Annotated in this window: 10 protein-coding genes; 8 read left to right on the top strand and 2 right to left on the bottom strand. The window is 66.1% G+C overall.

The window, feature by feature from the left end; genetic code table 11:
* Positions 1 to 57: 57 nt before the first annotated feature.
* Complete coding sequence (gene hutI / locus RMO18_RS04885; RefSeq protein WP_309664280.1) at positions 58 to 1,251, bottom strand: imidazolonepropionase; 1,194 nt, start codon at positions 1,249 to 1,251, stop codon at positions 58 to 60.
* A 73-nt stretch (positions 1,252 to 1,324) separates the two neighbouring features.
* Here hutI and RMO18_RS04880 point away from each other — a divergent pair, with 73 nt between their 5' ends.
* The 3 genes from RMO18_RS04880 to RMO18_RS04870 are packed head-to-tail and all read left to right on the top strand — an operon-like array spanning position 1,325 to position 3,353.
* The gene (locus RMO18_RS04880) at positions 1,325 to 2,668 is read left to right on the top strand and encodes a formimidoylglutamate deiminase (protein ID WP_309664279.1); all 1,344 of its coding nucleotides are present in this window, start codon (positions 1,325 to 1,327) and stop codon (positions 2,666 to 2,668) included.
* Positions 2,665 to 2,961 (top strand): GntR family transcriptional regulator, encoded by a 297-nt coding sequence (locus RMO18_RS04875; RefSeq protein ID WP_309664278.1) that lies wholly within the window; start codon positions 2,665 to 2,667, stop codon positions 2,959 to 2,961. The genes RMO18_RS04880 and RMO18_RS04875 overlap by 4 nt, the downstream gene beginning before the upstream one ends.
* Before the next feature lie 11 nt (positions 2,962 to 2,972).
* On the top strand, positions 2,973 to 3,353 hold the full coding sequence (locus tag RMO18_RS04870) for a UTRA domain-containing protein (protein ID WP_309664277.1): 381 nt from the start codon (positions 2,973 to 2,975) through the stop codon (positions 3,351 to 3,353).
* Positions 3,354 to 3,371: 18 nt separating this feature from the next.
* On the opposite strand, the gene RMO18_RS04865 is transcribed toward RMO18_RS04870, so the two are convergent.
* Entirely contained in the window at positions 3,372 to 4,217 is an 846-nt protein-coding gene (locus tag RMO18_RS04865; RefSeq protein ID WP_309664276.1) for a LysR family transcriptional regulator, read from the bottom strand.
* Positions 4,218 to 4,323: 106 nt separating this feature from the next.
* Between RMO18_RS04865 and RMO18_RS04860 the strand changes: the two genes are divergently transcribed.
* The 5 genes from RMO18_RS04860 to RMO18_RS04840 form a co-directional block, all read left to right on the top strand.
* Positions 4,324 to 6,765: an FAD-dependent oxidoreductase gene (locus tag RMO18_RS04860; protein ID WP_309664274.1), complete on the top strand. Its 2,442-nt coding sequence runs from the start codon at positions 4,324 to 4,326 to the stop codon at positions 6,763 to 6,765.
* Positions 6,762 to 7,793, top strand: coding sequence for an alcohol dehydrogenase catalytic domain-containing protein (locus RMO18_RS04855; protein WP_309664273.1), 1,032 nt, complete (start codon positions 6,762 to 6,764; stop codon positions 7,791 to 7,793). Before RMO18_RS04860 ends, RMO18_RS04855 begins: the two co-directional genes overlap by 4 nt.
* Positions 7,790 to 10,264, top strand: a complete 2,475-nt coding sequence (locus RMO18_RS04850; RefSeq protein WP_309664272.1) for an FAD-dependent oxidoreductase — start codon at positions 7,790 to 7,792, stop codon at positions 10,262 to 10,264. The genes RMO18_RS04855 and RMO18_RS04850 overlap by 4 nt, the downstream gene beginning before the upstream one ends.
* Entirely contained in the window at positions 10,261 to 11,082 is an 822-nt protein-coding gene (locus tag RMO18_RS04845; protein WP_309664271.1) for an isocitrate lyase/phosphoenolpyruvate mutase family protein, read from the top strand. Before RMO18_RS04850 ends, RMO18_RS04845 begins: the two co-directional genes overlap by 4 nt.
* Positions 11,079 to 12,297, top strand: a 1,219-nt coding sequence (locus RMO18_RS04840) for a trimethylamine methyltransferase family protein (RefSeq protein WP_309664270.1), incomplete at its 3' end; no start/stop codon positions are given. The genes RMO18_RS04845 and RMO18_RS04840, both read left to right, overlap by 4 nt.

Below are 12,297 nucleotides of genomic sequence, written 5' to 3'. Positions count from 1 at the left end.
TTGTCGCGCCAGATCCGCTCCAGCTGTGCGAGGCTGGTGTGGCCGGGGCGCAGGATTTCAGCGGTCAAAGGTGCCTCCGTGGATGCGGGATTGCAGCGCGGTGGCGCCGATGCGGTAGCTGAGTTCGGCGGGATGGGTGGCGTCCCAGAGGCAAAGATCGGCGCGTTGGCCGGGGGCGAGGCTGCCGCGGTCGTTCAGGCCAAGGGCGCGGGCGGCATGGGTGGTGGTGCCCAGCAACGCCTCCTCCGGGGTGAGGCGGAACAGGGTGCAGGCCATGTTCATCGCCAGCGGCAGCGAGGTCATCGGCGACGAGCCGGGGTTGCAATCGGTGGCGACGGCCATCGGGACGCGGGCCGCGCGCAGGGCGGCGATGGGTGGGCTTTGGGTTTCGCGCAGGGTGTAGAAGGCGCCGGGCAGGATCACGGCGACGGTGCCTGCGGCGGCCATGGCGGCGATGCCATCGGGGGCGAGGTATTCCAGATGATCGGCAGAGAGCGCGCCGTGGCGGGCGGCAAAGACCGTGCCTTTGCGGTCGGAGAGCTGTTCGGCATGCAGCTTGACCGGCAGGCCGAGGCTGCGGGCGGTCTGGAACAGCGGTTCAAGATCATGGGGTTGGAAGGCGATATTCACACAGAACGCATCGACCTGATCGACCAGACCCTCGGCGTGGGCGGCGTGCAACGACGGGATGGCGACATCAGCGATATAGGTGGCGGCGTCGGTTCCGGGCGGGATGGCATGGGCGGCAAGATGGGTGGTCACCACGCTGACGCGGCGCAATTGCGCAATCTTGCGGGCGGTGCGGAGCAGCTTTAGCTCGTCAGCGATGGTCAGACCGTAGCCGGATTTCACCTCGATCGTGGTGGTGCCGGTGGCGATCATCTGATCGACGCGGGCAAGGGCCTGGGCCAGAAGCTGGTCTTCGCTGGCTGCGCGGGTGGCGGTGACGGTGGACAGAATCCCGCCACCGGCGCGGGCGATCTGTTCATAGCTGGCGCCGGTGAGCCGCATTTCGAATTCGGCGGCGCGATTGCCGGCGAAGACCACATGGGTATGGCAGTCGATCAGGCCGGGGGTGACGAGGCGGCCGTCGCAGCTGTGCTGCGGAAAGCCTTGATAAATTGACGGAATATCTGATTGAGCCCCGAGCCATGCGATGCGGTCGCCGTCGATGGCAAGGGCTGCATCGGCGATCAGCCCATAGCCGCCCTGCATTGTGGCCAGCGTTGAGTGTGTCAACAAAAGTGGCATCGGGACCTTGCATTATGTCTGCGTCTTTGGCTATTATGTCTATACATAATGACCCATGTCAAGCGAGGCTCCGATGATCCTGCACGCCCGATCCGCATTGCTGCCGCAGGGCTGGGCCAAGGAGGTGCGGATCGTGGTCGAAGGCGGGCGGATTGCCGAGGTCACGGTCAACGCCCCTGCAAGCGGCGCGGTGCATGATTGCCTGCTGCCTGCGCCGGTGAACCTGCATTCGCACTGCTTTCAGCGCGCGATGGCCGGGTTGACCGAGGCGCGCAGTGCCGGGCAGGACAGTTTCTGGACCTGGCGGACGCTGATGTACCGGTTCCTCGAGCATCTGACGCCGGAGGATGTGGAGGCGATTGCTGCGCTGGCGATGGTGGAGATGGCCGAGGCGGGCTTTGCCGGGGTGGCCGAGTTTCACTATCTGCATCATCGCCCCGGCGGGGCGGCCTATGCCGACCCGGCCGAGATGGCGCAGCGGATCGTGGCGGCGGCGGCGGACACGGGGCTGGGCCTGACCCTGCTGCCGGTATTGTATGAACAGGGCGGCTGCGACGGGCGGGCGTTGCAGGGCGGGCAGTTACGGTTCGGCTGTGATCTGGGGCGGTTCGAGGCGCTGCTGGCGCGGGCGAGCCGGGGCCTTGCGGCTGATGGCCGGCTGGGCGTGGCACCGCATTCGCTGCGCGCAGTGAGCCGGGCGTCGTTGGCGCAGGTTGCGGGGCTGGTGCCGGACGGGCCGGTGCACATGCATCTGGCCGAACAGGTGGCCGAAGTGACCGAGGTGCAGGCGGCCTATGGGGCGCGACCGGTGGACTGGGCGCTGGCAAACCTGCCGCTGGATGCGCGCTGGTGCCTGATCCACGTGACGCAGATGGACCCGGGGGAGACGGCGGGGCTGGCGCAAACCGGGGCGGTGGCGGGGCTGTGCCCGATCACCGAGGCCAATCTGGGCGACGGGATTTTTGACGCGACCGGATGGCAGGCGGCGGGCGGGCGATTCGGGGTGGGGTCTGACAGCAATGTACAGATCACGCTGCGCGGTGAATTGCAGATGTTGGAATATTCCCAAAGGCTTAAGCTGCGGGGACGGGCGGTTCTGGCGGATGCAGGGCGCTCTACTGGCCGGGTGTTGTTGGACGCGGTCTGTGCGGGGGGCGCGCAGGCGGCGGGGCGGCAGGCGGGGGCGATTGCGGTGGGGGGATGGGCGGACCTGATGGCGCTGGAGACCGGCAGCGTCGGGTTGCAGGGGCTGCGTGGTGATACGCTGCTGGATGCGTGGATTTTTGCGGGCGGGGGCGGGGTCAGCGATCTGTGGTCGGCGGGGCGGCATATCGTGCAGGGCGGCCGGCACCGGGCGCGGGCGGCGGTGGAGGCGCGCTATGGTCGCTGTCTGCAGGGGCTGAGGGCGCGGCTGTGAGCGCGCAGGGCTGGGAGAGCATCCGCGCCGAGGTGCTGCGCCGCATTCGGGCGCGGGACTGGCTGCCAGGCGCGCTGATCCCCGGTGAGGCGGCGCTGGCGGTGGAGTTCGGCGTGGCGCGGGCGACGGTGAACCGAGCGTTGCGCGATCTTGCCGAGGCGGGCGTGGTGGAGCGGCGCAAGCGGGCCGGAACCCGGGTGGCGGAACTGCCGGTGCGCCGCGCGCGGTTGGATATTCCGGTGATCCGGCAGGATGTGGAGGCGCGGGGGCTGGTCCACGGGTTCGAAGTCTGAGTGACCAGGTGATGGCGGCGCCGGTGCCGGTTGCGGCGCGGATGGGGCTGCCGGAGGGCGTGGCGCTGCGCTATCTGGAGACGCTGCATCTGGCGGGCGGGCGGCCATACGTGTTCGAATGCCGCTGGCTCAATCCGGCGGTGCTGCCCGATCCGGGGCCGGATTTCGCGGCGCTGAGTGCCAATGAATGGCTGGTGACGCATGTGAGCCTGGTGTCGGGCGACATCGCCTTTTCAGCGGAACCTGCGCTGGCGCGGGAGGCGGTGGTGCTGGGCGTGGCACCGGGGGTGGCGCTGTTCATCACCGAGCGCATGACCTTTGGGCTGGCCGGGCCGGTGACCTTTGTGCGGCTGGCGCATGCGCCGGGGCACCGGGTGCAGATGGTGCTGTAATCAGGCGAAGTGTTTGGATCAGGCGAAGTGCCTAGTCACCAGTTGCACCAGCCGGCGATGCAGCCGCGCAGTGCGGTTCTTCAGGTGCATCGCGGCATAGATCGGCTGGGTGATCAGCGGGGCATCGGTGACGTGGCGGAAACGGCCTGTGGCAATCAGCGCGGCGGCGGCATCTTGCATCACATAGCCCGAGCCGCCCATGGCAAGGAGCAGGGCCGAGACGGCGGTGCTTTGACCAACTGACAGTGGTGCCTGCGAGAGTTCGGGCAAGAGCATCCGGTGGCTGCGTTCGAACGCGGGCGAGAAATGGGCGAAGATCATGGTTTCGGGGTTGATCTCGGCCCTGGTGCGGGCGTCGGAGGAGATCAGGCGGTAGGTGATCTCGCCCACGCTGGTGAAGTGCAGGTCAGGGTGGGCCTTGGGGGTGAACATCACTGCGAAATCCAGGCTGCCGGATTGCAGGTCGCTGCACATCTGGGTGGAATAGTCCGGCTCGATGTAGAAGGCGGTTTGCGGCAGGGCTTGGCGGAAGGCCGCGACGAGGGAGCCGAGGGCGGCGGCGGCAAGGTCGTTCTGGATGCCGAGGCGCAGGCTGAGCGCGGCGTCGCCGGCGGGGGTCATGGCGCGGCGGGCGGCGGTCCATTCCTGGCGCAGCATCCGGGCGTGGCCCTCAAAGCGCAGGCCTTCGGTGGTGAGGTCAGTGCCGGCGCGCGAGCGTGCAAAAAGCTGCGCGCCAAGCGCCTGTTCGAGCGCCTTGACCCGGGCCGAGACGGTGGATTGGGTGACGCCCATCCGGTCGGCGGTGCGGTTGAAGCTGCGGGTTTCAACAAGGTCCAGAAAGGTATCGACAAGTTCGATTTGCATGGCAGCGTCCTGATCGGATTATCCGATCAATAGCGCGGCAGATGCCGAATTGAAAGCGTCCGCTCAACAGAGGATAGTGCAAGGCGAAAAGCAGTGGGAGAAGCGGATGTCGGCAGTTCCGGGGCAGGCGCGTGTTGTGGTGATCGGCGGCGGCGCGGTCGGGGCGTCATGCCTGTATCATCTGGCAAAGGCGGGCTGGACGGATTGCCTGCTGTTGGAAAAGAACGAGCTGACGGCCGGGTCAACCTGGCATGCGGCAGGCAACGTGCCGACGTTCAGCGCCAGCTGGTCGATCATGAACATGCAGCGCTATTCGGCGGGCCTGTACCGGGGCTTGGGGGCCGAGGTCGATTACCCGATGAACTACCATGTCACCGGGTCAGTGCGGCTGGGGCATTCAAAGGAACGGCTGCAGGAGTTTCAGCGCGTCGTCGGCATGGGGCGCTATCAGGGGATGGATCTGGAGATCCTGTCGCCGGGCGATATCCGGTCGAAATATCCGTTCGTGGAAACGCATGATCTGACCGGGGCGCTGTATGACCCCTATGATGGCGACATTGATCCGGCGCAGTTGACCCAAGCGCTGGCCAAGGGCGCGCGGCAGATGGGGGCCAAGATCGAGCGGTTCTGCCCGGTGACCGGCGTGCGGCGTGAAAACGGCGAATGGGTGATCGAGACGCCGAAGGGTGAGGTGCGCTGCGAGATTGTGATCAATGCGGCGGGTTATTATGCGCGGCAGGTGGGGGCGATGTTCGGGCGCGATCTGCCGATGATGGTGATGAGCCATCAATACATGCTGTTCGACACCATCCCGGAGATCGCGGCGCATTCGGCAGCGACCGGGGGCAAGCTGCCGCTGCTACGCGATGTGGACAGCAGCTATTACCTGCGGCAGGAAAAACACGGCTTCAACCTTGGCCCCTATGAGCGCAACGGCCGCGCGCATTGGGTGAGCAAGGACGATCCCTTCCCCGAGGACTTCAGTTTCCAGCTGTTCCCGGATGATCTGGAGCGTCTGGAATGGTACATCGCCGATGCGATGGCACGGGTGCCGTTGCTGGAGAAGGCCGCCCTGACCAAGGTGATAAACGGCCCGATCCCCTATACGCCGGATGGTAACCCGCTGATCGGGCCGATGCCGGGGGTGCCGAATGCGTTCGAGGCCTGTGTGTTCACCTTTGGCATCTGTCAGGCGGGTGGGGCGGGCAAGGTGCTGGCCGAATGGGTGACCGAGGGCGCGACCGAGTGGGACATGTGGTCTTGCGACCCGCGCCGCTTTACCGGGTTCGAGGACCCGGAGTATTGCGTGAAGAAGGGGCTGGAGGTTTATGGCCATGAATACGCCATGCATTTCCCGCATCACGTCTGGCCCGAGGGGCGCGGCAAGAAGCTGAGCGCGGTGCATGAGCGTACCGCCGCTCTGGGCGCGCAGTTCGGGCCTTACAATGGATGGGAGCGGGCGCTGTGGTACGCGCGCCCCGGTGATGATGTTTCGGAAGATGCGCAGCGGACTTGGGACCGTAAGGGGCCGTGGTTCGGCGCGGTGCGCGAGGAATGTGCGGCGGTGCGCGACGCGGCGGGGATATTGGACCTGCCCGGATTTTCGCGGTTTGTGGTCGAAGGGCAGGGGGCGGCGGACTGGCTGGCGCGCCAGATCACCGGCAAGGTGCCAGCGGTGGGCCGGCTGGGGCTGGCGTATTTTGCCGATGACAAGGGCCGCATCGTCACCGAGATGTCGGTGGCGCGGCTGGGCGACGACCGGCTGCTGCTGATCACCGCAGCCACGGCGCAAGTGCATGACAAGGACTGGCTGACACGCCATCTGGGGGCTGGGCTGACGCTGACGGATGAGACGACGGACTGGTCCACCCAGATCCTGACCGGGCCGAAATCGCGCGAGATTTTGGCCAGCGTGACCGATGCCGATCTGAGCAAGGGCTGGCTGACGTTTCAGGCGGCAGGATTGGCCGGAGCCGAGGTGTTCCTGATGCGGGTGTCGTTTGCGGGCGAGCTGGGCTGGGAGATTCACAGCCGGGTGGCCGATACGGCGGCGGTTTGGGATGCGGTGCTGCAGGCGGGCAAGCCGCTGGGCCTGAGCCCCTTCGGGATGTTCGCGCTGAATTCGCTGCGGGTGGAAAAGGGCTATCGCGGCTGGAAGGGCGATCTTTCGACCGATTACACCGTGCTGCAAGGCGGGCTGGAGCGGTTTGTCGATTGGACGAAGCCCGATTTCCGCGGCAAGGCGGCGCTGGCGGCGGAAAAGCAGGCAGGGGTGACCAAGCGGTTCTGCACGCTGGTGATCGAGGCCGGCGATCAGGACCCGCCCTATATGTCGACGATCTGGCATCAGGGGCGCGTGGTGGGCGAACTGACCTCGGGCTATTACGGCCACCGGGTGGGGGCGTGCATCGGGCTGGGCATGTTGAAGACCGAGGTGAATGAACCGGGCACCGCGGTGGAGGTGGAGATTTTCGGCACCCGCTATCCGGCCACCGTGCAGGCCGATCAGCCGCTGTGGGACCCAAAGAACGAACGGATCCGCGCATGACGGTGCCCGCCACCATGTCTTGCGTGCAACTGACCCGGCACGGCGGGCCGGAGGCGCTGGTCTGGCGCGATGATATCCCTGTGCCGCGCCCGAAGGCGGGTGAGGTGCTGGTGCGGGTGCTGGCGGCAGGCGTGAACATGACCGACATCAACACCCGCATCGGTTGGTACGGCGAGGGCCGCGCGGCGGGCTGGTCGGGGCAGATGGGATTTCCGCGCATTCAGGGGTCTGACATGTGCGGCCGGATCGTGGCGCTGGGCGATGGGGTCGAGGGGTTGGATCTGGGCGCGCGGGTGATCTGCCCGACCAATCAGCATGAACCAACCGCCGAGAACCCGATTGCCTTCGTGTCGATCGGATCGGAGTTTGACGGGGCCTTTGCGCAGTATTGCCTGGTGGCGGCACGGCATCTGCATGATGTCAGCGCCTCGGCCCTGACGGATATCGAGATCGGCGCGATGCCCTGCGCCTATGGCACGGCGCATAACCTGTTGACCCGAGCCCACGTGGCGGTGGGCGAGCGGGTACTGGTGACCGGGGCCTCGGGCGGCGTGGGCTTGGCGGCGGTGCAGCTGGCGGTGTTGCGCGGGGCCGAGGTGACCGGGCAGTGCAGTCTGGCGAAATCGGCGCCGCTTCGGGCGATGAACGTGGCGGTGCTGGGCCGCGACAGCGAGCCGCCCGCGCGCAGCTTTGACGTGGTGATCGATGTGGTGGGCGGCGATGGCTGGCAGGCGCGGCTGGACGCGCTGCGCCCCGGTGGGCGTTATGCCACCAGTGGTGCTGTGGCCGGGCCAATGGTGACTGGCGATCTGCGCCGGGTCTATCTGAACGATCTGACGATCTATGGCGCCACCCATCAGCCGCGCGAGGTGTTTGCGGGCCTCGTCACCATCATCAACGCCGCCCGGCTGCGACCGGTGGTGTCGCAGACCTATCCGATGCGCGACATCGCCCGCGCGCAGGCCGATCTGGCCGCCGGGCGTTACCCCGGAAAACTTGTTCTGATCCCGTCGGAGAGTGACGCATGACCCTTCCCAAAAACGCCCTTCCCAAGCACGCTCGGGCGGTGATCATCGGCGGCGGCATCTCGGGCTGTTCGGTGGCCTATCATCTGGCCAAGATGGGCTGGAGCGATGTGGTGTTGCTGGAGCGCAAGCAGCTGACGTCGGGCACCACCTGGCATGCGGCGGGGCTGATCGGGCAATTGCGCGGATCGGCCAACATGACGCGGCTGGCGAAGTATTCGGCCGATCTCTATGTCAAGCTGGCGGCTGAGACCGGGGTCGAGACGGGGATGCGGCAGGTGGGCAGCATCTCGGTCGCGCTGACCGAGGCGCGGCATGAGGAACTGTTGCGCCAGGCGACGGTGGCGCGGATTTTCGACGTCGATGTGCATGAAATCTCGCCTGAAGAGGCGCTGGCGAAGTACCCGCATCTGAACATCGACGGCGTGGTGGGGGCGGTGGCCCTGCCGCTGGATGGCCAGTGTGACCCGGCCAACATCGCCATGGCGCTGGCCAAGGGTGCGCGGATGCGCGGGGCGCAGATCGCCGAGCATACCAAGGTGACGGGCGTCACCAAGGCCGGGGGCCGGGTGACCGGCGTGGATTACATCGGTGCCGACGGCGAGCCGGGGCATATTGCCACTGACGTGGTGGTGAACTGCGGCGGCATGTGGGGGCGCGATCTGGCCGAGGCGAGCGGCTTGACCCTGCCGCTGCATGCCTGCGAGCATTTCTATCTGATCACCGAGCCGATCGCGGGGCTTGGCCATTTGCCGGTGCTGCGGGTGCCGGATGAATGCGCCTATTACAAATCGGATGCCGGCAAGATGATGGTCGGCGCGTTTGAACCCAAGGCGAAACCCTGGGGGATGAATGGATGGGGGCAATCGGGCATCCGCGAGGATTTCATGTTCGACACGCTGCCGGAGGATTGGGACCATTTCCAGCCGATCCTGGAGCATGCGATGAACCGCCTGCCGCTGTTTCAGACCGCCGGAATCCACACGTTCTTCAACGGGCCGGAAAGCTTTACCCCGGACGACCGCTACTATCTGGGCGAGGCGCCGGAGTTGGGCGGCTATTGGGTGGCGGCGGGGTACAACTCGGTCGGCATTGCCGGGTCGGGGGGCGCTGGCATGGCGCTGGCGCATTGGATCACCGAGGGTGAAGCGCCGTTCGATCTGTGGGAGGTGGACATCCGCCGCGCCCAGCCGTTCCAGAAGAACCGCAAATACCTGAAGGAACGGGTGAGCGAAACGCTGGGGCTGCTGTACGCGGATCATTTCCCTTACCGGCAGGTGGAAACCAGCCGGGGCGTGCGCCGCACCCCGTTGCACGAACATCTGAAGGCGCGTGGCGCAGTGTTTGGCGAGGTGGCGGGCTGGGAGCGGGCGAACTGGTTTGCGAATGCGGGGCAGGAGCGGGAATACCGCTACAGCTGGAAGCGGCAGAACTGGTTTGAAAACCAGAAGGCCGAGCATCTGGCGGTGCGCACCGGGGTTGGCTTTTTCGACATGACCTCGTTCGGCAAGATCCGGGTCGAGGGGCGCGATGCCTGCGCCTACCTGAACCGGCTGTGTTCGGCGCAGATGGATGTGGCGGTGGGCAAGATCGTCTACACCATGCTGTTGAACCCGCAGGGCGGCATCGAGGCGGATCTGACGGTCACGCGGCTGTCGGAGACGGCTTATCTGCTGGTGGTGCCGGGGGCGACGTTGCAGCGTAACCTGGCCTGGCTTAAGGCACATCTGGGGGATGACTTTGCGGTCATCACCGATATGACGGCGGCGGAATCGGTGCTGTGCGTCATGGGGCCAAAGGCGCGCGACCTGATGGCGAAAGTGTCACCTGCTGACTTTAGCAATGTGTCGCATCCCTTTGGCATGGCAAAGGAAATCGAGATCGGCATGGGTTTGGCCCGCGCCCATCGGGTGACCTATGTGGGCGAGCTGGGCTGGGAGATCTATGCAAGTTCCGACCAGACCGCGCATGTGTTCGAGGCGCTGGAAGAGGCGGGGGCGGATCTGGGGCTGAAGCTGTGCGGGCTGCACACGCTGGACAGTTGCCGGATCGAGAAGGCCTATCGCCACTGGGGCCATGACATCACCGATGAGGATCATGTGCTGGAGGCGGGGCTTGGCTTCACCGTCAGCCGCAAGAAACCGGCCTTCCTCGGGCGTGATGCGGTGCTGCGCAAAGAGGAGGCGGGGCTGGACCGCCGGATGGTGCAGTTCCGGCTGACCGACCCCGAGCCGCTGCTGTTTCACAACGAGGCGCTGGTGCGCGATGGCAAGATCGTAGGGCCGGTAACATCGGGAAACTACGGCCATTTCCTCGGCGGGGCCGTCGGCATGGGCTACGTGCCTTGCAAGGGCGAGAGCGAGGTAGACATGCTTGGTTCCAGCTACGAGATCGAGGTGGCCGGGGTGCGGCACATGGCCTTGGCCTCGTTGATGCCGATGTATGATCCAAAATCGGAAAGGATCCGTGCGTGACCCGGCATCAAGCCTTCCATGATCTGCATCAGCAGGGCTGTTTCGTCATCCCGAATCCTTGGGATGCCGGGTCTGCCCGGATGATGGCGGGCTTGGGCGCGCAGGCGATTGCCACCTCATCGGCGGCGCATGCCTTTACGATGGGGCGGGCCGACATGGGTGGGGTCAGCCGGGATGAGGCGTTGGCGCATGCCGAAATGATGGTGGCTGCGACGCCCCTGCCGGTGTCAGGCGATTTCGAAAACGGCTTTGGCGACGCGCCGGACGTGGTGGCCGAAACGGTGCGGCTGGCTGCGGAGGCCGGGCTGTCGGGCTGTTCGGTCGAGGATACGCAGATGGTGGCGGGCAACCCCGCCTATGCCTTTGACCTTGCCGTGGAACGCATTCGGGCGGGCGCTGCGGCGGTGCGGGCCTTGGGGCGGCCCTTTGTATTTTGCGCGCGGGCCGATGGGGTGATGAACGGCAGCTATGATCTGGCCGAGGGCATTCGCCGGTTGCAGGCGTTTGAGGCGGCGGGGGCGGATTTGCTGTATCTGCCGGTGCCGCCGGGGCGGGGGGAACTGGCACAGGTGATTGCGTCGGTCAAGAAGCCGGTGAATGCGCTGGCCGCCGGGCCGTTGCAGGCACTGTCGGTGGCAGAGTTGGCGGCGTTGGGGGTGCGGCGGATTTCGCTGGGTTCGATGATCGCGCGGCTGACCCATGCGGCAATCCGCGACAGCGTAACGGCGATGCTGCGGGACGGGTCTTTTGCGCCGCTTTCGGGCGTGGCGTCGGGCGATGAGATTGATGCGCTGATGCGCAAGGGAGCGGGAAAATGAACGAAGAAGCAGCGGTTGGCGAGATTTGTGAGCCGGTACGGTCGCGGCGGTCGGGGGGGCGTGAAGCGCGGGTGGCGATGCGTGCCGCACCCCTGGCCGATGACGTGCGCCCGGTGCGGCCGGGAATGCCGGGGGGGCGCTTCAAACCGCTGACCGAGGAGGCGGTGCAACAGATCCACCAATCCGCGCTGGAGGCGCTGGAGGTGATCGGTCTGAGCCAGGCGCCACCGTCAGGGGTGGAGGTGATGACGGCAGCAGGCGCCATTCAGGGCGACGACGGGCGGCTGCGGTTTCCGCGCGCTTTGGTCGAGGATATGCTGGCGGTGGCTGCACGCAACATCACGCTGCATGCGCGCGATCCGCGCTATGACCTGCATCTGTCGGGCTCGAATGTGCACTATGGCACGGCGGGGGCGGCGGTGCATATCGTCGACCCGATCACGCTGGAGTACCGCGATTCCACCGCGCAGGATCTGTATGATGCGGCGCGGTTGGTGGACAATCTGGACAACATCCATTTCTACCAGCGCACGATGGTGTGCCGCGACGTGGTGGACAATCAGGACATGGACCTGAACACCCTGTACGGCAGCCTGTCGGGGACGGTGAAACATGTCGGCACCAGCTTCTCCGACCCTGCGCATGTGGCGGCTTGCTTTGATCTGATCCACATGGTTGCGGGCGGTGAGGAAAAGTGGCTGGAACGGCCTTTCGTCAGCAATTCCAATTGCTTCGTCGTGCCACCGATGAAGTTTGCGGAGGAAAGCTGCATCACGATGGAGGACTGCATCCGTCGTGGGATGCCGATGCTGCTATTAAGCGCGGGGCAGGCCGGGGCCACGGCGCCGGCGCCGATTGCGCTGACCATCGTGCAGGCGGTGGCGGAGTGCCTTGCGGGCGTGGTCTATGCCAACTCGATCAAGAAAGGTGCGCCCTGCATCTTTGGCACCTGGCCCTTCGTCAGCGATCTGCGCACCGGGGCGATGTCGGGCGGGTCGGCCGAGCAGGCCCTGCTGACGGCGGGCTGCGCGCAGATGCACCGCTATTATGATCTGCCCGGTGGTGCCGCGAGCGGTATTTCCGACAGCAAATTGCCCGACATGCAGGCGGGATGGGAGCAGGGCATCACCAACGCGCTGGCAGGCCTTGCGGGTCTCAACATGTGCTACGAGGCGGTGGGCATGCACGCATCCCTGCTGGGGTTCTGTATGGAAA

It is taken from the genome of Tabrizicola sp., assembly GCF_031377265.1.
In the GTDB taxonomy this organism is placed as follows: Bacteria; Pseudomonadota; Alphaproteobacteria; order Rhodobacterales; family Rhodobacteraceae; genus JAUYQR01.
The sequence above is the reverse complement of the archived record's forward strand: the minus strand, read 5'-3'. Positions and strand labels throughout refer to the sequence as shown.